Origin of the sequence: Psychrobacter sp. 1Y10 (genome assembly GCF_052259005.1) — a bacterium.
GTDB classification, from domain to species: Bacteria; Pseudomonadota; Gammaproteobacteria; order Pseudomonadales; family Moraxellaceae; genus Psychrobacter; species Psychrobacter saeujeotis.
Genome location: NZ_JBQQES010000003.1, coordinates 31,850 through 57,877 on the forward strand (window position 1 = coordinate 31,850; position 26,028 = coordinate 57,877).

The following is a 26,028-nucleotide window of genomic DNA, read 5'->3' on the forward strand; positions in this document are numbered from 1 at the left end:
TGATTTATTGTTGGTTTTATCTTAAAAAACTTGCACCAGTAGCAATATTGTCTTACCGTAATACTCAATTAAAGTATATAAAAAACGATTACCATATCATTTTAGGAGCCAAATCCAGTCATGCGTACTCACAAAAAGCTGCTGCTTAGCTTACTTGCTAGCACCTCAAGTCTACTTATCGCTTCTAGCGTATACGCGGCTCCCGTCGTATTAGAGTTGGACTACGAGATTCCAGTACAACAAAACCAAGTCGCCTTTGTGCCTTTCGCTGGCGATTCTGTACTCTCACCCATCATCTTAAATGATTTGAGTAGAACTGAGCTGAATGTGACTAGCAAGAATCTACCGCAGCAACCGCGCAGCAGTAGTGAGCTGACAGAGACATTACCAGTGTGGCAAAGTTTAGGAATTCCGTATTTAGTAGTCGGTAGCACCCGTACCAATCGCGGTAAGATTGAGACCACTTATGAGGTGATTGATGTCAAATCTGGTCGTGTACTCCAAGGAAAGCAAAGCTTGAGCGCTGATAATAATCAAGAAAGCTTACGTTATGCTGCGCACGTCATCGCTGACAAAGTGTATGAGCTGATTACTGGTACGCCGGGTGACTTTTCAGGTCGTATTGCTTACATCGAGGAGACAGGACGCGGAAAAGACAAAATATCTCGCCTAAAAGTTATGGATGCTGATGGTGAAAACGCTAGAACGATTACTGAAGTCACAGGCTCCATATTTTCGCCTACATGGTCGCCCGATGCTTCGCGTATCGCCTATACCGTACAGCGCGATAAATCTTATCCATTGATTTATGTGCAAAATGTCAGCGGCGGTGCAGCAACCGTCGTTACCCCTTATAAAGGCAGCAACCTAAGTCCTTCTTTCTCCCCTGATGGTAGCAAGATACTCTTCTCTAGCAGCTTTGAAGGTAGTGCTGATATTTATGAGATGAGTGCAGGCGGTGGTAACCTTAAAAAACTGACAAACTGGCCAAGTAGTGAAGTCCAACCAAACTATGCACCAGACGGCAAGTCTTTTGTGTTTGTCTCTGATAGAGCAGGCTTTAATAAACCGCAGATATATCGCTATGAATTTGGCTCAGGTCGAACGACCAAGGTCTCTAATAGCGGTTATGCAACCAGTCCTCAGTTTAGTAGTGATGGCACACAGATTGCGTTTTTAAGTGGGCGATCAGCCGCGATTATGAACAGCAACGGTGCAGTAACTGCCAACCTTGGTAGCACAGGTATCGATGAAGCCCCAAGCTTCTCTCCTAATGGTAAGCGTGTGGTGTATGCATCAACCCAAGGCGGTAAAGGCGTGCTGACCATTAAGTCACTAAATGGTGGCGAGTCATTTGGTAAGTCTGGTCAAGGCATTATCCGCTCCCCAGTATGGTCATCAAGTCCCGAATAAGGCTTTAACTCTCTAAAATTGTCACCTTAATATAGGCTTATTTCTTATTTTGTATCCATAAAAAAGCGCTCGATAATATTATCGAGCGCTTTTTTTACATGACTAATATTAGCTGTTAGCTGTCGTTTAAGACTGAGTGTAAGGCACTTATTCGCTTGGATCATAACCCGGTGGATTGGCATGCCTTAGCTGCGCCACATCTTCGGCAGTGACCGTCTGTTTAAAACCATTTAAATCATTGACGACATATTGCGTGACAGCTGCCATTTGCTCATCATCCATCATCATATGAAATGACGGCATACCGCGAAAGCCATTAATCAATATATCAATAATGTAGTATTTCGACTGCATTTTGCTGTTATTGGCTAATGGTGGGTAATAACCTGCACCTTGAGCACCCTCACCTTCATGCATATGACAGCCTGCACATGAGTCATGATATAGCTTTTTACCATTAGTAGTAATAAAGGCATTTTGACCTTCAAACTTAGCTTCCCACTTTGCAAGACTGGGATCGTTTTCCATGCTCGGTAATGAGCTATCATCAACGATATTGATATCAGGCGCTCTTAGCTCATCGCGAGTCATATAGACGCCGCCCCAAGCGCCAGTATTACGACTGGCTTGATTATTAACTGGCAGTACAGCGTCTTGCTTGCTCGCTATTGTCTCTACATCCTCTGATTTTTGGCTACAGCCTAACAATGCTACACTGCTTATCATACTAAGTGATATCACAGTCAGCATCTTAAATGTTGTTTTCTTCATGCTTATATTATCCATGACAGCCTCTGAATTTATTATGGTTATCAACGTTACCCAAGCATTTTTGCCTTTTTGTGCAGACGATTTGCTGCATCAATGCCGGATAAAATAGCGCCCTCTTGCCATGCAGGAATATGTGAACAATGTTCGCCCGTTAATACAATACGGTTGTCGATACTACACAGCTGATCATAATACTGCTCACGGCTTGACTCGCTCCAAATACCATAACACCCTAAGGTCCACGGAATGCGGTGCCATACCACTGACGTACCTGCACGGAACTCTTTTGGATACTGTGGATGGATGTATTTGCCATAAGCAAGGGCGACGTTAATACGCTCCTTTGGTGTTAATGTATTAAACTTATAAGAGGTCGGGCCAAAACCATAAGCACCTAATAACACTCCAGTACCTGTTTTAAACATGTCTTCTGAAGGATAAGCGATTTGCGTAATGGGCATATTAGTATAGGTCAAGCCGCCATAGATCCACTCATCTTCTTCCCAAAAGCGGCGGTTGAACTCGAGGCCCACCTTATAAGAGGTATCATAAGGTACGGCTGCCATTGCTTTTTTCATCGGCTTTGAGACATTGATATCAATTTGAGTCAATACCGTTAGCGGAATATTGCAGACACACCAGTCAGCACGTATGGTCTTGGTCGCACCATCTGGACTATTGCTATCGACATAATTGACAGTTACACCACTTTCGTCTTGATGAATCTTAGTGACTTTGGCATTAAACTCAATCATATCGCGGCACTCACGAGTGAACGCATCACCGATTTTGCCCATACCGCCTACTGGCTGAAACATCGTTGGTTGATGGCCATAAGTCATGTGATTGGCATAAATATCTGACCACATGCCAGAGTCCAATATCTCACCGATAGGTAGAGGCTTCGAGGGTTTTTCGTTGGGCATCAGGCCACCACCAGGAAAGACGCTAAAACCGCGATGCTTGGTAGTCTCATTACTGGCTCTGTAGCGATAGTCTTTGTCTAGTACGCCCCAGCCTTTTAAGCCCTCAAGCAACTTTTCTTTATCCTCAGTATTCACTGAACGATCAAGACCACCAACGTTGACGGCCTTTGATAGCAGCTCAGCCACATTGCCTTGTATGTCGTTTTTTACATCTCCTAAACGCTGCGGCACCCCGCCAAAGTGCGTAGAGCGATGCAGATAAGCTCGGTCGTTAGTCTGAATAAAAGGTTGCATCTCAACACCAAACTTCTTGCAGTAGTGAAATACAGCATAATGATGACTTGGTAAGCGCCAAGGCCCGCCATTAAAATAGTTACCTTCTTCAAAATCACAGGTAACTTCCTCACCGCCAAGCTCAGTATATTTGTCACCACTGTTGAGCGTCCAGCTACGTCCACCACCGCGATTTTGAAACTCAAGCACTTTAACATCATAACCGGCTTTACGTAGCTCATAAGCTGCAGTGAGACCACCAAGACCTGCACCAAGAATGACAATACTCGCTCCTGGAGGCGCTCCTTTTAGGTCCATCGATTCTTTAAAGCTAGACTCAGATGCAAATCCTAAGGTAGTCATTGCTTGATACATCGCAGTTGCACCAGCCGTCTTACCGATCATCGAGAGCAGTTGGCGCCGCGTTGGTGATTGAAGCATGTCTTTCATAGTAATATCCTTAAAGTAGACTTTCGTGTATGGCGGTAGGTACTCACTTTTATTATTGGTTCAGCTCATATAATTTATCTATGATGCTAAGCTTTAATACTCTACCGACCTACACTGAATCTATGTCTTATAATAAGCGCCTAACACGCGTTTATTAAGTTGTCTGTATTGCTAGTTAAATTCATTGATTCAACTAACTATGACGCCTAGAACGTATGATCGCTCGTACAATAAATATGATAATGACGATAGCTACGATAATACCTAGTATCGCAAGCAGACCTGCGTACCTAATCAAAAAAGGCTGATCGGCACCAGTCGTTGCCACGCGCTCGACATCAGCAGCATTGACATCACTGCTATTTAAACTACCAAATTTGACACGTACATAATTGCTAATACCAGCGATCTGCTCACTACTTAACTCTTCTGAAAAGCCTGGCATCTTAGGACTGGTATTGGTTGCGCCATCAACACCATGAAGAATAACATTGATTAAACCATCCGGCTTTTCACGGCGGATACTGCTTAGACCCACAATAGGTGCATAACGAGCATCCGGTTGGCCATAACCATCAACACCGTGACAGCTACCACAAGCAGCAAGGTATAATGCTTCTGGCGAATTACTACCACCTTGAACCTCAGCTTTCGCCTGCGCTAAGTAGTCCTTTTGGGCAAGCAGGTCATGAGTGATTGATTCATTGAGTGGGGCTGTCAGACGGGATGCATTGACCGGATGAACCTTATCATCTGTTTGTACGACAGGTACGGTCTTAAGATAAGAGGCAATTGCGTTTAGATCTGTGTCTTTTAAATAGCGAGTACTGTGCGATACCACCTCTCCCATAGGTCCACCAGCAAAGACTCGTTGATCCAGCTCACCTGTACGCAAGTAAGTGACGATGTCTTGCTCACTCCAATTGCCTATACCGCTTGATTTATCAGGAGTGATATTGGGCGCATACCATGTCCCAAGCTGCGCTCCTGACAAATAATTGTCGTTATCAAAACCCATCGTACTGTTACGCGGGGTATGGCAAGTCCCGCAATGAGCAAGGTTATTAACCAAATACTCACCATGCTGCTGCGTCTGTGTCAATCCTTCACGGCTCTCTGTAGAAGGGACATTGAGCATGTTCCAGCCTAACATCAGACTGCGAAAGTTAAACGGAAACGGTAGATCGGTTTCATAATCAGGCGCTTCATCTACGACAGGAACCGTTTGTAGATAGGCAAATAGTGCGCTGATATCTTCATCCTTCATACCATTATAAGAAGGGTACGGCATGGCTGGATAAAGCATATGATTGGGCGCACGACCTTCTTTGAGGGCTTTTTTTAGATCGGCTTCGGTATAGTTACCGATACCATAACGTTTCGATGGCGTAATGTTGGTTGCATAAATCTTACCCATTGGGGTCTCAAGTGCGACACCGCCAGTATAGTCTTCGCGGTGACAAGCCATACAGTCAGCTGCACGCGCGATATACGCTCCTTGATTGACCAAATCGCTATTGGCAGGGCTTACGTTGGGTAGGCTGGCGCTTGATAGACTAGCACCTTCAGCCATTACCGTACTGGAAGTGAAACCAATAACAAGCACCGATAACATCATAGAAAGTGGCTTCATAATATCCTCATATAGCTGGCACATAGTGGCTGGCAGAACTAAGGTCGTTAGACAACAATTCGTTATACAACAATATTGTCAAATAAAAACAGTAGCAAAACACCCAGCAATCTTTAACAGTGAATAGCTTATTAATGTTCTAATTATTTAATAAATATAAGGTAAACATGGTGAAAGCTTATGTTGCTTTAAGTGCCGGCTGCTTATCCATAAAGAGCTAGCTTTTGTTAATTATTACGTTAGTATGACAATTAGCTTCTGTTTACTCATATAAAGGTAAAACTATTTCGCTAACATTGCTTGAATATTAACCTATTTATCTCATTTTTTTACAAAAGTTAAAAAATCATGCCGAAATACTAAGTAAATTTCGATCTCAAGTTAATAAAATACATAGTATTCAAAATTTAGATGAAAAAGTCTTTAAAAACATAAACTAAGAAAAATAATTACCCGATAATTTGTACAACGAACATTTAACAACCATATAAAATCTCACGTATTCATTCATCTATACGAATTATAGTAACAATAGCAGACACACAATACATACAAAGGCTGTAGTCAGTTCTCCAAAGAAAAACTCACAATCACAAGTCATCAACTTATACAATCTAAAAAGACAAAAAATGCTGTTTTAAATTAATTTAGCTACTTTTAGCAAAAAATTCTTGAGTGAAAGTAGATGGTTGCATATTCTTATGTTTGGATTATGATGGAAGCTCACCAGACGCTGTAGCTTCAGTCATAATTTAAAACTGTCATTTCGGTACGATTATTCAGGTCTTTATTCAAGCTTTAATTCAAATTTTATGAAAGGTATGCCAAAAACTACTATGAAACCCTTTAACCTTTTTTGCATGTTGATACCGATGCTGCTTTTTACTGGCTGTCAGTCCTTGCTACTTTTTGATAGCCCTATCCCTGTGACTTCCAACCTTAATTTATCCACCACTGATATAGATCATTATTAACTGAGCTCACAAAAAAGCAGACATCAATATTGACGTCTGCTTTTTTGTTTTAATGGTTGCTCACTTATAAATACGAAACTTTAATCTATGAGGTTTCGTTAACTGGCTGATGCTTGATAATTGTCTTTGCTAAGTGATCGCCGAACCAAATAGCGGTATCAATATCACCCTTACCTGGGGTTTCTTCAGGTGGGCCATCAAGCGACTGAGTCATCAAACCTAAAAAGCTCGATAGTCGGTTTAAATCATGAGCCTCATGACCTGTCGGCATCAATGGCAGACCGATCCAGTTCATTCCATGTTGCATAGCGTACAATGAAATTTGCTGCAATACTGCAAGCTTATCCCCACTTAGTCCACCTGAATTGGCAAAAGCCGCCGCCCACTTGCCTTCCCATTTGCGATGATACCAACGCTTTGAGGTCTCATCCATAAAGGTCTTAAATTCAGCGGTAACACTGCCCATATATACCGCGCTACCAAATACCAGCAAATCAGCTTGATCCACAAAATCCCAATCAACATCATGGATATCGATCGCTTTTGCTTGAGCTTTTGGCAGTTGTTTATGTGCGCCTTGTACGATCGCTTCTGCGACGCGCTTGGTATGCCCATAGTTACTATGAAAAATAACAGCAATCGATACATTAGGCGCGTTTTTGGTAGATAAAGATGCTTTGGTTGATGTATTCATACAAACTCTAATAATGGATAATAAGTAATTGATTCAGCGGTAGGGTACTGTTGCTCTAAATCCCTCAAAATATGATGGGAAACGTTACCAACATAGCTGGTGCAGATGCTTGTTACCTGATATGCGGTAGACTTCGGTAAATTCAAGCATATTGTAACAGGCATGTTTTAATGAGTACCAGCTTATTACTGCTCGTCATTTATTAGTGCACACTGTAGCGAGATTTTACACATTATCAATTATCCTTGTGTAATAGATACTATGCTTTATCCATCAGCAAGCAAGAATTAACAAGCAGTGTCACCCTCTATTAATGTTAAATAGTCAGTAATAAACAGCCTATTCCATATTGTCATATAATTATTCTTATTCTTCTAATGCGCTAATATTTACTTTGATGACAATAAGATTATGATGGAGCGCTTACTTATACACTATTAAAAGCATCAAACGAGTCTCATAACCCTACTTCCTATTCTTATATAAATACTTATACAAATCACATTCGATCACATGCATCGGAGAAGGATGTCATTGCCTTGAATACGTTAAATACCACCACTAGAGTTCAGCCTGTAAATGATGCAAAAGACCCCATTGTAAGAGGTAGTCTAGCACTCAATGCACCGCAAAAAGTATTAATAGCCGGCGGCGTAATAGCAGGCCTGCTACTACTCATTCATTTACTTGATACCCAGCATATCTCTCAATCTTTACTTCTGGGTATTGGTCTTTTGCTGGGCTATACCCTCTTTCATGCACGTTTTGGTTTTACCTCAGCATTTAGACGTATCATGGCTGTCGGTAATGGACAGGCGATGCGTTCCCATATGCTGATGCTAGCAGTCGCAGTGACATTGTTTGCTCCTATTCTTGCTTATGGCACCACAATATTTGGCGGCCCAGTCGCAGGTTATGTGGCGCCATTGGGTGTCAGCCTCTTAGTTGGGTCTTTTGTTTTTGGTGTCGGCATGCAACTTGGTGGCGGCTGTGCTTCTGGCACACTCTATGCGATAGGCGGTGGACGTTCGGTTATGTTCATCACTTTTATCTTTTTTATAATAGGGGCTACGATTGGCGCTTATCATCTGCCATTTTGGACAGAGGAGATGCCAGCTTATGCCCCCTATTCATTAGCCACTTCTACAGGTCTTGGTTATACAGGCGCCTGGCTGGTGTCGCTTGCGTTATTTGGTTTAATCGCTTGGGTTACGTTGGTCGTTGAGAAAAAAAGAGCCGCACCTAAGATGGCACCTGTACCATCTGAGTCTGGCTGGAAGCGCATCTTTCGTGGTTCTTGGCCTCTATTTGCAGCAGCGATTGTTCTTGCTCTACTCAATGCCTTGACGTTACTGACGCGCGGTCAGCCTTGGGGCATTACCTCAGCATTTACTTTATGGGGCTCCAAGATAGCGAGCGGCTTGGGCGTTGATGTCGCTAGCTGGGGCTATTGGCAAGGGGCGAATGCAGCGGCGCTTGATGCGTCTATTTTTGCAGACTCAACGACTGTATTGAATATCGGTATTATCATCGGTGCGTTTATTGCGTCAGCGGCGGGCGGTCTGTTCAAGTTTACTCAGATTACTGTGGGTAATTTTGCAGCGTCAGTCATTGGTGGTCTGATGATGGGTTACGGTGCACGTTTAGCATTTGGCTGTAACATTGGCGCTTACTTCGGCGGCATCGCATCTTTTAGCTTGCATGGCTACATTTGGGGCATACTTGCTATGGCCGGTACTTTTTTAGCCTTATACTTACGTCCGCTATTCGGGCTTTCGGTACCAAAGTCCAATGATTCTGTATGCTAATATAAATGAGTCTGTTGAAACGGCAATAAAAAGAGCAGGTTTTAGCCTGCTCTTTTTATTACTGCCTAAACACTTTTTGTTAGTGCTTTAGCTTAACTACGCACAATAATTAATGCCATACGCCCCGTTGCTGGCTGCTGCAAATGCGTCTGGCGCCGATACGAATAATAGCTAGAATCAGCGTAACTACAGCTTATCGAGGTTTCATTTGCTAATGTCACGCTAGCATTGCTTATCTGATCGGCAGCTATCTTTGGTAAATCAAGCTTAATTTTATCTGTATACAAGTCCGTATTAGTCGAGCTATGAACGTCGGAATCTACCGCATATAACTGATCGAAGCGCTCAGTACTACTTATACTTTGTACTGACAACGACTGATTTTCGATGCAACCTGCTAGCAGCTTATCTCGAACCTGACTATCAACCTCGTAGTTTTCTTGACTGATACAAACGCCTATCCACGCTTTGATGTCGCCAGACTCTGTAAAACGCTTTATCGTCGTTGGAATGACTCCGCAGGCAAGTCCTTGCCAGCCTGCATGAATCGCTGCAATCTGGCCGCTTGCTGGCTGATATAATACGATTGGCACGCAATCGGCTGTCATAATAGCAAGTCCCAAACCATCTCGCTTACTGACCATTGCATCAGCATCTACTGGACGCATACTAAGCGGGCTTGCGTCTACATCATAGATTTGTTTACCATGAACTTGATTTACCCAGTACACACTACTGATAGGCGCACGCCGTTGGATTGTCAGTTGCTGATTGATAGTCGCTAGCAAACGCATACGATTATCCAATACCTGTACAGGATCATCAGCAACGTGCAGTCCAAGATTTAACTCACCATAGCTTGCTTGTTTTGATTGCAGCATTGGTTGATGTTTTTGATCTTCAAGCGTTTTATGCTTAATATCAGCATGCACAAAACCAGCGGTATGATAGGCGGCTGTTTGGAATACTGTCACTTCATTGAGCTGTGCCAGCATTGTCAGGGGAAGTTTATCTGTCATATTTTATTCGTCATCATAACCATCAGTTAGCACTGATATGAGTTTTTGCATATCTTCAGGAATAGGAGTGGTCACTTCGATATCTTCACCCGTCGTTGGGTGGACAAACCCCAAAGTATATGCGTGCAACGCTTGTCTTGGGAAATTACCAATCGCTTGGCGCTGCTCTTCTGTCAACCCTGCCCGCAATTGACGACGTCCTCCATAGACACGATCTCCAACTATTGGATAAGTGATATGGCTTAGGTGTACACGAATCTGATGGGTACGACCCGTCTCAAGTCCGACGTCCAGTAAACAGTAATTATCATTAAGCGGTGTGACATTTAACAAGTGCGTTACGGCCTCACGTCCAGCGGTCATCACCGTCATCTTTGTGCGCTGATTGCGATGACGACCAATTGGTGCATCGATACGGCGATGACGCAGTAAGCTTGCTGCATCCCCTGCTACGACACACTGATAGTGACGATAAACAGATTTGTCTTTGAGCTGCTCCATCAAAGCCATTTGCGCAGGCTTGGTTTTACCAATCAGTAAGAGCCCTGAGGTATCTTTATCAATTCGATGTACAAGGCCTGCGCGTGGCAAGTGATGCTGCTGAGGATAATGGTATAGCAAAGCATTGACCAAAGTGCCTGTCTGATTGCCCGCCCCTGGATGAACCACCATGCCGACAGGCTTATCAATCACCAGTACGTCATCATCTTCATAAACGACATCGATGGCGATATTTTCTGGCTGATCTTCACTATGCTGCTGCAATGTCGTAGATAGATGTATCACATCTCCCGCTTTGACACGTTGTTTGGGCTTTTGTACGCTACCGTTATATAACAAACTACCATCACCAACCCAGCCTTGTAACTGCACTCGTGAAAAGTCAGTAAAAACCTGTGAGGCAAGCTTATCTATACGTAGACCCGCTTCCTTCTCAGTTACCGTATGCGTTATGTCAATCACTTGCGGTAAGACTTGCCCAGCTATAGAGCTGGCGTATTCATCTTGATCTTCATCGTCGTTGATTTCTTCATAATCAGATGCTTGCTCATCATCAGACAAATTCTCATCAAGCGAGTCAACATCAAGGCTTGAGCCATTGGTGGTCAATCCATCCTCTATAGATGACTGTTGCGCCACCAATTCGGTATCAGACGTTTGTTTCGGTGTTATATTTGTGGTCATAGCATTATTATTCATAGCAGATTCGTAGGTGACCTAATTCACAAATGAGCAGGTCATAAGGATTAACTTTATAAAGCGATAAAGCCGCAATTCATTAGATGCTTAAGTAAGAACTTTCAGACTCTCAATAAAAAGCTGGTTAAACATCGTCATAGTGTACCATGCTAAGCGCTTTTCCCCCTATGCTTACAGACAGTTATCTCTTCTTTACTACTAAAAATTTGCCAAATAAATAGCCATAATAGTAACTCTCTATAATATAACGTTGCCGTAATTTACTGTATATTATAGTGGAATAGCCACAATTGTCATCGCCCATAAAAGACGCTCATGCTAAACTGTCCAAAATTTGTTGTGTCAGACTTTGCTGTGCTATCTGGCTACAAAATAGCGCACAGAAGAATAGACGAAGCAGACGTTATTCTATAAAGTAAACGTGATTTTGCTGTATGCTATGTTCAACTATAAGCCACTAGTTACTTTATGTCTCGTTGCTTTGCTGTTTTGGACGTTATTACCTTATAATTTAATAATTAGCCTTTTATCATTAACTTTGTTATTAGTACGATAGCGTCACCGCTATTGTGCGCCTTGTGCCGGAGAAGAAGTATGCGCCCTATTGGCAACACCTTTATCAAAATCTCGTCAGTAACCTTGCTTGCTCTAAGTGTAAACTTGGTTGGCTGTCAGACTTTTAAAAATCTGACGAATACAGACAGTGACGCGGTCGAAACCGCTGAAAAATCAGAGCAAGATTACTATAACGATGCTATTACTCAGATTGATAAAGGCCGCTACATACAGGCGATTGAGGATCTGACCAGTTTACGTACTTTTTACCCGACGGGACAATATGCTGAACAAGCACTCCTTGATATTATGTATGCTCAATATGCAAGTGGTAGCTTTGAGACAGCGGCAGCAAGTGCAGATCGTTTCATCAATCTCTATCCTGCTAACCCGCAAGTAAGCTACGCATATTACGTACGCGGTGTGGCCAATATGCAAGGCTCATCTGAGGGTATTAAGCTGTTCAAAATGGATCAATCTGAGCGCGATACTGCCTATTTACGTATTGCCTTTGCCAATTTTCAAGAGTTGATTAATAAATACCCTAACAGCCCATATGCGCCAGACGCAGCGCAGCGTATGACTTTTATTTACAATCAGTTTGCCCGTAGTGAGCTGACCGCAGCCAACTGGTATATCGAACGTGAAGCACACGTCGCCGCGGTTAACCGTGCCAAATGGGTATTTCAATACTACCCACTTAGTGAAGCGGTACCAGAGGCGGTTGCTATTCTTGCTTATAGTCATCAGCAGTTAGGATTAACTGATTTGGCACAAGAGTATAAAACTTTACTGCAAATCAACTACCCTGAATGGCTCACGAATGATGGCCGTGTCAGACTCTCTACCAAAACTGACCGCTCATGGTTGAATAAGCTAACCTTTGGTCAGCTTGGTCGTGCAAGCTTAAAAGATGTGCCCATGAACAACGGTGAATATACTGGCGCCACCAAAACTCAAACCGTTCGAGCGGCCACTCAGCTCAGATTGCCAGCTGATAATGCTGCTGCCCCCGCCGCTAACGGCGCACCAACCCGCAGCAACAGCGGTGTAAATGTAGGTTTGGGTCTACCTGAAAGCGCAACTGAGCGCGTGACCAATCAGGCCAGCACAGGTTCTACCGCTAGAGAAGCAAGTGTCGACCCACAAAACATGAACCCCATGCGCCGTACCACACTACCAAATGATAGCAATACGGTAGACTTGGATGATAATAACTAAACGCTCGCTACACTTGTTCTGCTATTCTTATACTCGTCTATGAGCTATTAAAAATAAGATCAACTATATAGTTGGTCTTATTTGCTTGTTGGTTTAACAAACCTCATTTATCATTATTTTGTCATTAGCTGAGCTTTGTCTTTTGTGTATTAATACATAAAATTTAGACTATGAGTCATAAGTTCAATTTTTTAGCTACTTAGGCTATTTCTTCATGTAAAGTAGCACTCATTGTGTGTTACATATACATTAATAATCTATAAGTACTTATTGCAAAGAATAAAAGTGTTAAAATAACTTTTGTATTATTCTATGATAAACTGTCCTTTCTCATGAGTATCCCCAATCATATTCTTGAACAATTAAACAGCCAAGCTGACTTGATCAGTATCATTGGTCGTCACACCACGCTTAAACGTGCTGGCAGTGAATATAAAGGGTGCTGTCCGTTCCACGGCGAAAAGTCGCCTTCGTTTTATGTCAATCCACAAAAAAACATTTATCACTGTTTTGGCTGTAATGTCGGCGGTAACGCCATTAGCTTTTTGCGCGATTATGAAAGCTTAACCTTTATCGAAGCGGTCAATGAGTTATCAAAACAAACTGGCATTGAAGTGCCAAAAGATGAACAACGTAACGTCAGTTATCAACGCCGAGCATCTAAGCCTATTCCACCATCAGTGCCCAGTCCGACTGTGGACCGTCACAGCGCAGCACAGACCGCACATACTCCTTCTGTCGTATCTAACTTAAGTAATCAAGGCGCAAGTCAACTCGGGTATAACGACCAACCCGCTTACGATGACAGCAATGGGTACGATGATTATCCACCGTTAGATCCTTACGACTCAACTCCTTACCCAATAGACACTTATGGCGCAGAGTATCAAAACGATACCGAAAATGGCTATCCACCGGCGTGGTTAACAGAGACAGCAATGGGGCTGTCTGGCGACAGCAGTAGCCATGCTGAGCAAGATGGTAACTTATATGAATTATTAAATCAGATTCAACAGTTTTATCAGCACAATCTAACCACGCATCCCCATGCCAAGCATTATTTTATGACCCGCGGTATTACCCAAGAAACTTTTGAGACTTTTGGGCTGGGCTATGCGCCATTTGGTTGGCAGCATCTTGAGCATCAGTTCCCGCAAGATATCGAAGGGCTTAAAGCCTTGGGTTTAGTACGGCAGTCAGAGTCTGGACGTGATTATGATTTGCTCCGTGATCGGGTTATCTTTCCGATTCGAGACAATCAAGGACGCACGATTGGGTTTGGTGGTCGCGCTTTAGACGATGACGTGAAGCCCAAATACATCAACTCGTCTGACTCGCCTGTCTTTCATAAACAACATGTACTATATGGCTATTACGAATCACGCCAGCAGCGTGCAGAGCACTGGCTAGTGGTCGAAGGCTATATGGATGTGATCGCCCTTTACCAAGCAGGTATTTATGGCGCAGTAGCCTCTATGGGTACCGCCATCAATGAAAGCCAGATCTCACGTTTACTGACCCTAAACCCCACACTAACGCTCAGTTTTGATGGTGATAGCGCAGGACAAAAAGCGGCTTGGCGCACACTTGAGGTTGCTCTACCAGTACTCGCTGATGATAAGGAACTACGGTTTTTGACCTTGGCCAACGGTCATGATCCTGATACTTTTATAAAAGCAAACGGCAGTGAGGCCATGCGTGAACAAATCGCCAATGCCAAACCCTTGTCACAATACATTTTTGCCTATTTGAGTGAGCGTTACGATTTGGCATTGGCAGAAGGCAAAGCCAAGCTAATGTCACAAGTGCGCAGCTTGACCACTGCGTTACCGAAAGGCAGTAGTTTTCGGTATTTGCTAAATAACGATATATATCAAAAGCTGGGTGGTAAGCGCAGCCAAAATGTCGAAGCCAAAGACGCGCTGCTTGATTTTGATGGTGACATGACCATCAGCCAACAGCTGCAGCTGTGTTTTTTGTTTCAGCCCCGCGTACTGCAAGAAGACACCATTGAGTCAATCTGGCAAAAAGCAGGTATCAATCGTTTAGACTTCCCTGCCCATATCAAGCAAAAAGCACCTTTAGATGCTTTTCGTCCGCTAGCATGGGAGGACTTGCAGGATACCGCTTTGCTCGATGTTGTCAATACAATCAAACGCTGCTTGTTTTATTTACCAACAGATGCCAACGCTGCTGCGCATTTTATTATGTCAAACCTACAGCCTATCACTCAAGAAACATTAAGCCGTAGTTGGGGCGCTTTTTATAAGACCTTGACCACAAGAAATATTTTAAGCGTTGATGAGTTGATCGAAAACCTAGTGATGCAGCTACTCAAGCTTAATATGCAAAGAAAGATGCAAGATCTTATCAAGAATCCGGATCATGTTAGACTTGCGATCGTACGCAAACAGACGCAACTTCTAAATGATTGGATGCGAGCACAGCAAGCAGAGCAATCTGCATCAATGATCAGCGTTTAGTCTTAATTTAAGACCATTTTAGGTGATTCAATAGCAGATAAAATATTTGCCCTTTAAAACATAGATTATTGCCCCCATCATCTATGATTATGGCAAGCACACATGGACTATAATATATGCAGCAACTGATTGGCTGTCTTGTGCTTGAAAGCGGTGGTCTGTGTTAAACTATGCCGTTGTCAATATTGGCTGTTGTTTTGAGTCACACTATTTTTAAATACCGTTGTTTTTAAAGATAGCCATATTGCTTTATTTTTGAGTAGTATTTTTAGCAAGTTTTTATTTAGCCGTTATATTGTAGTTTTTTGAGCCTTTATTCATATCAACTCATTTTCGTTATTATTGACATTTTCTACGCTTTTCATATGATCAATCTACTGATTAGATCAACGCACCCTACAAGCGATAGTCTGTTATTTTACGAAAATGCCCGACGCAAGCAAGTGAGTATTTATGAGCGACAAGTCAGTTTCCAATTCCACGTCTCAACTGGCCACCTTAATCCAAATGGGCAAAGAGCAAGGGTATCTTACCTATGCTGAGGTGAATGACCAGCTGCCTGACTCTATTACAGAAAGCGATCAGATCGAAGACATCGTCCAAATGCTCACTGACGTCGGCATCAAAATATTTGAGGCTGCGCCTGACGCTGATGATATTTTGATGAACGATGATTCAAGCGATGATGATATGGCAGCTGATGAAGCAGCGGCAGTATTGGCCTCTGTTGAAACTGAGCCCGGCCGTACTACCGATCCTGTTCGTATGTATATGCGCGAGATGGGTACAGTTGATCTGTTGACCCGTGAAGGCGAGATTGCTATCGCCAAGCGTATTGAAGAAGGTATTCGTGATGTACAGCATGCGATGGCTTACTGGCCAGGTACGGTACAATTCGTTCTTGATGAATATCAAAAAGTACATGACGGCGAAAAGAAACTCTCTGACGTTATCACTGGTTTTTTAGATCCTGAAACAGACGAAGACATCGCCGCAGCTAAAGAAGAAAAAGAGCGAGAAAAAGAAAAAATCTTAGTCATGAAAACGAAAGCCAATGCAAAAGCTGAGGCGGAAAAAGATGACGACGACGATGATGAAGACAGCGATGATTTAGAGGTTGATGACAGCGATGAGGCTGAAGAAGAAACGGGCGGTATCGATCCAGAAGAAGTACGCCTACGTTTAGAAGAGATTGAGCATTTATTTATCAAAGCCAAACAAGCATTGCTTGATTACGGCCGCGGTAGCGTACAAGCTGACGAAGCCTATGAGCAGCTTGCCAGCCGCTTTATGATGTTGAAGCTTAATAACCGTATGTCAGATCAAGTCATGGCTATCATGCATGATGTGTATGATGACGTGCGCAAGCATGAGCGTCAGATCATGCGTTTAGTAATCCGCCGTGGTCGTATGCCGCGCTCTGAATTTCGTAAGACTTTCCCAAGTAACGAAACCAACGTAGATTGGCTCACTGAGCGCCTAAAAGGCAAGCCTGCTTTTGCTGAAAACTTAGAAAAAGTCATCGATGATGTCATTTTGCTACAACGTAAAATCCGTGATTACGAGCAAAAGCTCGACATGGAAATCAACGATATGAAAGATGTGGCACGCGGTATGGCGATTGGTGAAGCCAAAGCCCGCCGTGCCAAAAAAGAGATGGTCGAGGCCAACCTGCGTTTGGTCATCTCTATTGCCAAAAAATATACCAATCGTGGCCTACAGTTCTTGGATTTGATTCAAGAAGGTAATATTGGTCTGATGAAAGCGGTGGATAAGTTTGAATACCGCCGCGGTTATAAGTTCTCAACCTATGCCACATGGTGGATTCGTCAGGCCATTACCCGCTCTATCGCTGACCAAGCACGTACCATTCGTATTCCTGTACATATGATTGAGACCATCAATAAAATAAACCGCGTCTCACGTCAGCTACTACAAGAAATGGGCCGCGAGCCAACGCCTGAAGAATTGGGCGAACGCTTAGAGATGGACGAGATTAAAGTCCGTAAAGTACTAAAAATCGCCAAAGAGCCTATCTCTATGGAAACCCCTATTGGTGACGATGAAGACTCGCACCTAGGTGACTTTATCGAAGATGGTACTATCTCAAGCCCAGTTGATGATGCAACAGCCGCTGGTCTGCAAGAAGCCACTCGTGATGTGCTTGGTAACTTGACTGAGCGTGAAGCTCGTGTGCTAAAAATGCGTTTTGGTATTGATATGCCAACAGACCATACTTTAGAGGAAGTCGGTAAACAGTTTGATGTGACGCGTGAGCGTATTCGTCAGATTGAGGCAAAAGCCTTGCGTAAACTGCGTCATCCTTCACGCTCTGAGCATTTGCGCTCTTTCTTAGAAAACGACTGATTCACTTAGAAGTTGTTAAACGCATAAAAACGTTCTTAGAATTAAACCAAAAAGCTGAGCATGTCTCAGCTTTTTTGTGTCTATCAGATACTTATGACTTAGCGCAAAGTAATAGTCAATCCACAATATCTATCATCATTTTTACTTTTACATTGATAATGATTCTTATTTGTAATATTATTCGCATTTAATATCTCTACATCCTTCCTATTTTTTATATTATTTTGCATATATTTGCACTTATTGAGGTTTTATGCGTCTATCCCATTTAGCTCGAGCACTAGCCATTATTACCACTGCACTGGCTTTAACTGCTTGTGGCGATGACCAAAAAGTGACAACTCCTATTGTTGATGGGACACCGCCATTACTGACGACCGACAGCAATTTTTCTGATGGTTATAGTGCCGTTGCCGCCGTATCTGTCTCAGGACGAGTACAAGATAACAGCGGTATCAAGTCATTTACTTATCAACTCAATGACGAACCGGTACGTACGCTAAAGATCGATGCTGAAGGCTATTTTAATGAGTCTATTTTTTTAGCGTTGGGCCACAATAAAATAACCCTAGAAGCGACGGATAATGCTGGTAATACGATGCGCTCTACTAAAGCCATCTATCTGGGCGATACCATAGCGGCAGGTGGTGCACATACCGCTGCCCTTCGTGATGGTCAGCTTTACGGTTGGGGGCGCAATAATTATGGTCAAACTGGTCTTGGACTGACAACAAAAATAACAGACGTCATGGGACATCCAGATACGCCAATGCTCATAAACAATGCGCCACAAAACCTAATATCTGTTAGTTTTAATCAAAACCATTCGCTCTCTATTGACCAAAACGGACAAGTTTACAGCTGGGGTGAAGATAAATATGGGCAATTGGGACGCGGCGAAACAGGTCGTAATAGCTGTAGTCAAGTTGAAGACTGTCGCCTTGATATCAGTGCTGTTCAAGGTATCGAGGATGCAATCATGGTGGCAGCCGGTTACAAGCACAATCTAGTACTGACCAAAGATGGCAGTATATGGGCATTTGGTGCTAACGATGTAGGACAGCTTGGTAATGACTCTGCTCCTAGTACAGACGGTAGTAGCATACCGGTCAAAGTAGACTTCTCAGCAGCAACTGACATTGGACATATCGTGCAAGTAGTTGCCAGTGCCAATAGCTCCTACGCTTTAGATAATAAAGGACAAGTTTGGGGCTGGGGTAGCGACGCTTATGCCAATTTTGGAAAAGGTGAAGCCTGTACCAGTGCCAATGATTGCGTCAATATCAATGCAACCCCTGTCCTTATAAATATCATTAAAAACAGTCAAAGTGATGATACTCAAATCGCTGATGATAGTGTTGCTAAAGAGGTAGAAAAAGTCACTCAACTTGCCGCTGGCCGTGACCATGTATTGGCTTTGACCAATAAAGAGTCGGTTTATGGTTGGGGACTCAATGCCACAAGCCAAATAGGCTACAACGGTGAGCTATTTGGTGATACCGAAAAAGCTTGGGACGATATCGTTGCAACACCTACCAAACTACCATGGTTCAAGGGTAAAGATATTCGCCGTATTTATGCTAATGGCAATGCCAGCTACGCCTTACTAGATGATGGCAAGGTATACCCTTGGGGCATGTTTGGCGAAACAAATGGTGCAGGTAAAACCATCTATAATGACCTAGATGAGCCAACTGACAAACTGCCCAATCTAAACAACATCGACAATATGGCAATGGGCGCTATGCATCTTGTTGCTCATGAAAAGTCGCTCAACCCAGATAACAGTCCATCTCTTCAGTATGGTTTTTTATTTACGTGGGGCTGGAGCTTTGAGGGTTCATTGGGTAATAAAGACACCACGCATGCCTGGATGTATAACACCCCTATCCCTGTGAACTTGCCAAGTCAGCTATAAGCAACGATGGCTTATGTCCTTCAAACTTGCTGATTAACACTTATAAAGAGCTAAAAAAACATAATCGTTAAGTAAAAAAAGGGGCTGCATATTTTATGTCGCCCTTTTTAATTAACGATCAAGCTTACTCATTTTTATTCATTACTTGATTGTACTGATTTATGACTATTTTAGGTAATTCCATGTCTTATTGCCTCCATCGACCAACCATTTTACCCAGATCAGCACTACCCGCTATGCGTAATGCCCTGCTCTGCTTAGCGACGACCCTGGTACTGAGCGCTTGCGGTGGCTCAGACGATAATAAGGATAATACAGTTAGCAGCCCCAGCTTGCCTAGCAACCCTCCCTCATCAAATACACCTGATGAGACAGAAGCCGATACCGATTGGCTACCAGCAGGCGGCAGCGCCACTATCACAGCTGATATCTCGCAGCCGTTTTTGCAGATCATGCCCAATTTACCGAGTAGTGCCTTAGGCGGCGTTTCGCCTGGGCGTGAGTTATTTATCACCGAATGGACGCCCGCCAATCAAGGCCGCGTGTTATTTGATGGTGTCGGGCCACTGTTTAATGCCAATGCCTGTACTCAGTGCCATAGCGCAGAGGGACGCAAACCTATCTATGCTAGCGACGGTGAGCTAAGCGACGCTATTTTATTTAGACTAGGCGATAAACAAGGACTGGCTCATGCTTATTATGGTGAGCAAATGCAGCATCAAAGTATCGACGCCAGTATCGCTACCGAAGGTAAAATGCGCTATATCGCTACTGTTGAAGACGATAAAAATTCTAAAAGTATCAGATTCGAATTTACCCCAACGGACTCCAACCAACCTTTAGGAGATACCGCTATTAGTGGACGTATCTCGCCGCAACTGGTCGGTATGGGCTTACTTAATCTCATCCCTGAAGCCAGTATTATCGCTGCCGCCGATGCTAACGATGACAATAAAGATGAAATCAGTGGCCGTGTGCACTGGGTTAACGAAGGTGCTCATGAGCGAATTGGCCGCTTTGGTTGGAAAGCGATTAATTCAAGTCTGCGTACCCAAAACGCCAACGCCATGTCGCAAGATATGGGCTTAACCACTTCGATATTTATGGACCCTAACTGTACCGCTAATCAGCCAATTTGTTGGACAGCCGCCAATGGCGGTACGCCAGAGGTCTCAGACAGCAGTTTGGATGCTGTGACTGACTTTATGACCGCGCTTGCAGTTCCTGAGCGGCGGGTGAGCAATTTATCAACTTTTAATAAAGGTGCCAATCTTTTCACCCAAGTCGGCTGTGCTGGCTGTCATACGCCCAAGCAAAAGACTGGCGATAGTGACCGTTTTCCATTGTTATCGCAACAAACCATCTACCCTTATACCGATTTATTACTTCATGATATGGGCGCAGGACTTGATGATGGCGTAAAAGAAAAGAATGCTGAAAGTTTTGAATGGCGTACACCGCCATTATGGGGTATTGGAATCGTAGCACAAGACTCGGACGCGCGTTTTTTGCACGATGGTCGCGCCAGCAGTCTGACTGAGGCGATACTGTGGCACGGCGGTGAAGCAGAAGGTGCAAAAACACGTTTTGAGCAGTTGTCTGTTGAGCAAAAAAATATATTACTGTCATTTCTAAACGGCATTTAAGATTTCGAGCACCTAGTTTTTTAGCATCTAACTTTTAATTATCCAGTTTTTAAGTATTTGGCTTTTAAGTACTTGGCTATGGTAGATAGCCATTTTTAGGGGCGATATCAGGTGGGAGATCGGTTTCTCCCAGTGCCTCTAACAAATTGATTTCGATAGTGCGTGACAAAGCCGTCAGAGGTAACTGATTGGCTGCAAAACCAAACGGCTCTTCTAACTCTTCACTAAGCGCGTCTAAACCAAAGAAGGTATAAGCAATCACAGCACAGGTAAAAGGAGTCAACCAGCCCAGTGAGGAAACCAAGCCAAAAGGCAACATAAAGCAGTATAGATAAGTCGTACGATGTACCAAAAGCATATAGGCAAATGGTAAGGGCGTATTATGGATGCGCTCACAGGCGGCTAAGACGATAGTCATGGAGGTAAGGCGCTCGTCCATGTTTTGTATCATCTGCTCCGATGATAAGCGCTGACGCCGACTATCACCAAGTCGCTGACCCAGCAATCGCATCAAATAATCAGGCAGGTTTTGCGACTGACGCATGCCGGCATGATGTGCAGGCGCCACAAAACGCTCAACATCCTGCCAAGGCGCCGTACCACGTAGTCGATGGCGCACAGCATGGGTAAAAGCAATCGTAAGATAAATCATATAGCGCTGGGAGTCTCGCCCTTGCTCATCTTTTTCATCTATAAACGAGAGCACTTGACGGCTAAAGCTGCGAGCCTCATAGACCAGCTGCCCCCATAATCCTCGTGCTTCCCACCAACGCTGATAGCTTGCATTATTACGAAAGCCAAGAAACAACGATAAAGCAATCCCAAACACCGTAAAAGGCGCCATGGTGTAGGAGGGAAAAGAGCGTGAAAACTCATGCTGAATAACGGTTATAAGCGTACTTAGTAAAGTAACCAACAAAATTTGCGGATAGATCTTTGGAATGATTGAACCGCGAAGGGTAAAAAATATCTTGAGAGCATTGGGTGTTTGCCGGACAATCATGTCAGCTTCCTAGCGAGGTTATCTGTAAATACTGTAAAAATAAAACTGTACTGCGGCTTAAATATCAATTCTTAAGTACTAATTCTTGAGCACTAATCCTCAAGTACTAATTCTTACGTACTAAGACGCAGTTAATGTACTGCATCATAGTATAGCTAATATCTGATGAAAAGATTTTAAATCGCTCATACCATCTATCATTTCATAATGCCTTGTCATAATCAGCACAGCACTTGAATAATATCCAAATGCCACTATAAATAGTGAATACAGCGACCGCCCATAAAAAATGTACTCATTTAAAAATGACATCAACTAAAGAGCTGAGCGCGTCTCAGGTTTTTTATGTGATGAAAACACTATGCAAGCCAATATTTCCATAAAAAATAAGGATCCCATCATGAGTGATGACCCAAAAGACACCAGCAATCAAAACCATAGCGAGCAAGACCATGCGTCTAAAAAAGATGTCAAAGTCACTGAGTTAGTCGCTAATGACGGTATCTTAAAAGGCAAAAAAACAGACGTACAAAACCCTGAGCTTTGGGAATTCCCGATGGACTACCCTATGAGCATTATCGGTCACGAAGGCGAACACGAGACTTTGCTTAACGAAGTCAAGCTGATCCTTGGCAGTCAGTTCCCTGAGTTTGACTTGGCCTCTATAGATGTCAAGCCCTCAAAGACAGGCCGCTTTCATTCAGTGCGTGTCAACTTATACCTGACGACAGTTGAGCAAGTCAATCGCTTATATGCCGCACTTGATAACGCTAAAACTGTGCGCATGGTCGTATAAAATATTTAAAACCAAATTTAGCATTTTAATATCGTAATCGTCACTCATATGGGTGGCGATTTTTTTGGGTCTACTGTACAATCAGCACCGCGATGATTGACTCGATTCTATCTCTAAATAATCAAGAAATTGTCGACTAATAAAAATAAAGTCATAACCACTTTTTTACAAAAAATTTTATTATTTGAGACAATCGCGTCTAACCCTTATCCCATCGTCCTTTGCCAAATTTTGGACATGCTACTACCTTGTAGCAACATAGTTTTCTCCTAAAATCAATATAGCATTTTCAAAATTTTCCCGCTATATTGTGCCTACTTACTAATACAAACGCTATATCTAGTGCTCGGTGATTTTATTCATCACTATGTGCTACGGCAAACTGTTGTCCAAAAACCTTCAGCTGTCGTAACACCTTGTTATAGCAGAATAAAAAACTTTGCGAGATTTAATCGACGTAAAGTACATATCAGCAATCAATAATAGAGGGCAACATGACACATATCGATAAGATTCAAGTGACCAAACGCGACGGACGTTTAGAACCTATTGATTTAGATAAAATTCATAAGGTTATCGCATGGGCAGCTCATGATTTGGATAATGTGTCAGTCTCACAAGTTGAGCTTAAGTCGCACATTCAGTTTTATGAAGGGATCAAGACTCGTGACATTCATGAGACCATCATCAAGTCAGCGGCCGACCTTATCTCTGAAGATACTCCTGACTATCAATATTTGGCCGCGCGTTTGGCAATCTTTCATCTGCGTAAGATTGCTTATAACAAATTTACACCGCCGCACCTATATGACCACGTTAAAACTCTTACAGATTCTGGCAAATACGATGAGCATATCCTAGCCGATTATAGTCGTAGCGAGTTTGATGAATTGGAAGAATACCTCGATCATTGGCGCGATATGAACTTGGCCTACGCAGCCGTTGAGCAAATGGCAGGCAAATACCTCGTGCAAGATCGCGTCACCAAGACCGTTTATGAAAGCCCGCAGTTTTTATATATGCTGGTCGGTATGTGTCTGTTTGCCAACTATGACAAAGCTGAGCGCATAAGCTATGTCAAACGCTTCTATGATGCAACCTCACAGTTCAAAATCTCTCTACCGACGCCTATCATGTCGGGTGTGCGTACCCCATCGCGTCAGTTTAGCTCGTGCGTCTTGATCGAATGTGGTGATAGCCTAGATTCTATCAATGCTACCACCAGCGCCATCGTGCGTTATGTCTCACAGCGTGCTGGTATCGGCATCAATGCTGGTCGTATCCGTGCCCTTGGTAGTCCTATCCGTGGCGGTGAGGCTCAGCATACTGGCTGTATTCCTTTTTATAAGCTTTTCCAAACTGCAGTTAAATGCTGCTCACAAGGTGGCGTGCGCGGCGGTGCAGCGACACTATTCTATCCACTCTGGCATTTAGAAGTTGAATCATTACTCGTACTCAAAAACAACCGCGGCGTCGAAGACAACCGTGTTCGTCATATGGACTATGGCGTTCAGATTAATAAAACGCTTTATACCCGTCTGATTAAAGGACAAGACATCTCGCTATTCTCTCCAGGTGATACTCCTGGCCTGTACGATGCTTTCTTTGAAGATCAAGACAAGTTTGAAGAGCTATATACCAAATACGAGCAAGATGACTCTATTCGTAAGCGTCAAGTGCCAGCCGCTGACTTATTTAGCCTTATGATGCAGGAGCGCGCCAGCACTGGACGTATTTATATTCAAAATATCGACCACTGCAACACCCATAGCCCATTTGATGCGAGCATCGCTCCGATTCGCCAATCAAACCTATGTATGGAAATCGCGCTACCGACCAAGCCACTTGATAATATCAACGACGAAGAAGGCGAAATCGCGCTTTGTACGCTATCAGCGGTCAACTTGGGTAAAGTCGAAAACGTCAGCGATATCGAAGAGCCAGCAGAACTCATCGTTCGTGCGCTTGATGCCCTGCTCGACTATCAAGACTATCCTGTCAAAGCAGCTGAAAACGGCAGTATGCGCCGCCGTACGCTGGGCGTTGGTGTCATCAATTATGCCTATTACTTAGCGAAGAATGGCGTACGCTATTCAGACGGTAGTGCGCTTGGTCTGACCCATCAAACCTTTGAAGCGTTGCAGTATTATCTCTTAAAAGCATCAAACAAGTTGGCAAAAGAGCAAGGCGCGTGCCCTGCTTTTAATGAGACTACCTACTCGCAAGGTATCTTACCGATTGATACGTACAAAAAAGATTTGGATAACATCTGCCAAGAGCCGCTACATCTCGATTGGGAAACGCTACGCGGTGAGATTACCACTCACGGTCTACGCAACTCTACCCTAACTGCCTTGATGCCGTCTGAGACCTCTAGTCAGATCGCCAACGCGACCAATGGTATCGAGCCACCACGCGGTCTGGTCTCTATCAAAGCCTCAAAAGATGGCATTTTAAAGCAAGTTGTCCCTGATATCGGTACGCTGAGACATCAGTACGAGCTACTATGGCAAATGCCAAACAATGACGGTTACTTAAAGCTAGTCGCTATCATGCAAAAGTTCGTCGATCAAAGTATCTCTGCCAATACCAACTACGATCCCGTTCGTTATGAAGGTGGTCGTGTCCCGATGAAGATATTGCTAAAAGATTTGCTAAACGCGTATAAGCTTGGCGTAAAGACTTTGTATTATCACAATACGCGTGATGGTGCGAACGATGCGCAAGCGGATATGGAAGATGATTGTGCTGGCGGGGCTTGTAAGATTTAGGTTTGATAGATGGCGGGTTTAACTTTTTGGTTAAGCTCGTCATCCGCTTATATCTACTTTAAATATTAACACGGATATAGCAAAGTAATATTGAAACTTATCAAATA

The 26,028-nt window shown here is 43.4% G+C and carries 16 protein-coding genes; 9 read left to right on the forward strand and 7 right to left on the reverse strand.

Annotated features, from left to right (window positions below; all coding sequences use genetic code 11):
* The first annotated feature begins 120 nt into the window (after positions 1 to 120).
* Complete coding sequence (locus ACTXGH_RS05935; RefSeq protein WP_439295957.1) at positions 121 to 1,413, forward strand: translocation protein TolB; 1,293 nt, start codon at positions 121 to 123, stop codon at positions 1,411 to 1,413.
* 147 nt (positions 1,414 to 1,560) lie between these two features.
* Here the strand turns inward: ACTXGH_RS05935 and ACTXGH_RS05940 are convergent, their stop codons facing one another.
* From ACTXGH_RS05940 to ACTXGH_RS05955, 4 genes are all read right to left on the reverse strand, one after another.
* The gene (locus ACTXGH_RS05940) at positions 1,561 to 2,184 is read right to left on the reverse strand and encodes a c-type cytochrome (protein ID WP_439260797.1); all 624 of its coding nucleotides are present in this window, start codon (positions 2,182 to 2,184) and stop codon (positions 1,561 to 1,563) included.
* A gap of 47 nt (positions 2,185 to 2,231) precedes the next feature.
* Positions 2,232 to 3,833 carry a flavin monoamine oxidase family protein gene (locus ACTXGH_RS05945; protein WP_439260796.1) on the reverse strand — a complete coding sequence of 534 codons (1,602 nt, stop codon included), beginning with the start codon at positions 3,831 to 3,833 and terminating at the stop codon, positions 2,232 to 2,234.
* Positions 3,834 to 4,026: 193 nt separating this feature from the next.
* The gene (locus ACTXGH_RS05950) at positions 4,027 to 5,466 is read right to left on the reverse strand and encodes a cytochrome c (protein WP_439295958.1); all 1,440 of its coding nucleotides are present in this window, start codon (positions 5,464 to 5,466) and stop codon (positions 4,027 to 4,029) included.
* Between the two features lie 1,059 nt (positions 5,467 to 6,525).
* Positions 6,526 to 7,134 carry a flavodoxin family protein gene (locus ACTXGH_RS05955; RefSeq protein ID WP_439295959.1) on the reverse strand — a complete coding sequence of 203 codons (609 nt, stop codon included), beginning with the start codon at positions 7,132 to 7,134 and terminating at the stop codon, positions 6,526 to 6,528.
* Positions 7,135 to 7,673: 539 nt separating this feature from the next.
* Here ACTXGH_RS05955 and ACTXGH_RS05960 point away from each other — a divergent pair.
* Positions 7,674 to 8,942: a YeeE/YedE family protein gene (locus tag ACTXGH_RS05960; RefSeq protein WP_439260793.1), complete on the forward strand. Its 1,269-nt coding sequence runs from the start codon at positions 7,674 to 7,676 to the stop codon at positions 8,940 to 8,942.
* Positions 8,943 to 9,034: 92 nt separating this feature from the next.
* On the opposite strand, the gene ACTXGH_RS05965 is transcribed toward ACTXGH_RS05960, so the two are convergent.
* Together ACTXGH_RS05965 and ACTXGH_RS05970 are read right to left on the reverse strand one after the other, a co-directional pair.
* Positions 9,035 to 9,961, reverse strand: a complete 927-nt coding sequence (locus tag ACTXGH_RS05965; RefSeq protein WP_439295960.1) for a polyphenol oxidase family protein — start codon at positions 9,959 to 9,961, stop codon at positions 9,035 to 9,037.
* A gap of 3 nt (positions 9,962 to 9,964) precedes the next feature.
* Entirely contained in the window at positions 9,965 to 11,146 is a 1,182-nt protein-coding gene (locus ACTXGH_RS05970; RefSeq protein ID WP_439260839.1) for an RluA family pseudouridine synthase, read from the reverse strand.
* 609 nt (positions 11,147 to 11,755) lie between these two features.
* Between ACTXGH_RS05970 and ACTXGH_RS05975 the strand changes: the two genes are divergently transcribed.
* The 5 genes from ACTXGH_RS05975 (at position 11,756) to ACTXGH_RS05995 (ending at position 21,351) form a co-directional block, all read left to right on the forward strand.
* Positions 11,756 to 12,937 carry an outer membrane protein assembly factor BamD gene (locus ACTXGH_RS05975; protein ID WP_439260791.1) on the forward strand — a complete coding sequence of 394 codons (1,182 nt, stop codon included), beginning with the start codon at positions 11,756 to 11,758 and terminating at the stop codon, positions 12,935 to 12,937.
* Between the two features lie 332 nt (positions 12,938 to 13,269).
* A complete protein-coding gene (locus tag ACTXGH_RS05980; protein WP_439295961.1) occupies positions 13,270 to 15,420 on the forward strand; it encodes a DNA primase in 2,151 nt (716 codons plus the stop codon).
* 453 nt (positions 15,421 to 15,873) lie between these two features.
* Entirely contained in the window at positions 15,874 to 17,787 is a 1,914-nt protein-coding gene (rpoD, locus tag ACTXGH_RS05985; RefSeq protein WP_439260789.1) for an RNA polymerase sigma factor RpoD, read from the forward strand.
* A 253-nt stretch (positions 17,788 to 18,040) separates the two neighbouring features.
* Positions 18,041 to 19,705: an RCC1 domain-containing protein gene (locus ACTXGH_RS05990; RefSeq protein WP_439295962.1), complete on the forward strand. Its 1,665-nt coding sequence runs from the start codon at positions 18,041 to 18,043 to the stop codon at positions 19,703 to 19,705.
* Between the two features lie 182 nt (positions 19,706 to 19,887).
* Positions 19,888 to 21,351, forward strand: coding sequence for a di-heme oxidoredictase family protein (locus ACTXGH_RS05995; protein ID WP_439295963.1), 1,464 nt, complete (start codon positions 19,888 to 19,890; stop codon positions 21,349 to 21,351).
* 76 nt (positions 21,352 to 21,427) lie between these two features.
* Here ACTXGH_RS05995 and ACTXGH_RS06000 read toward each other — a convergent pair whose 3' ends face one another.
* Positions 21,428 to 22,354 (reverse strand): bestrophin family protein, encoded by a 927-nt coding sequence (locus tag ACTXGH_RS06000; RefSeq protein WP_439260786.1) that lies wholly within the window; start codon positions 22,352 to 22,354, stop codon positions 21,428 to 21,430.
* A 400-nt stretch (positions 22,355 to 22,754) separates the two neighbouring features.
* Here ACTXGH_RS06000 and ACTXGH_RS06005 point away from each other — a divergent pair, with 400 nt between their 5' ends.
* Both ACTXGH_RS06005 and nrdA read left to right on the forward strand, forming a co-directional pair.
* Complete coding sequence (locus tag ACTXGH_RS06005; RefSeq protein WP_439260785.1) at positions 22,755 to 23,150, forward strand: YbeD family protein; 396 nt, start codon at positions 22,755 to 22,757, stop codon at positions 23,148 to 23,150.
* Between the two features lie 494 nt (positions 23,151 to 23,644).
* On the forward strand, positions 23,645 to 25,921 hold the full coding sequence (gene nrdA / locus ACTXGH_RS06010; protein WP_439295964.1) for a class 1a ribonucleoside-diphosphate reductase subunit alpha: 2,277 nt from the start codon (positions 23,645 to 23,647) through the stop codon (positions 25,919 to 25,921).
* The last annotated feature ends 107 nt before the right edge of the window (positions 25,922 to 26,028 follow it).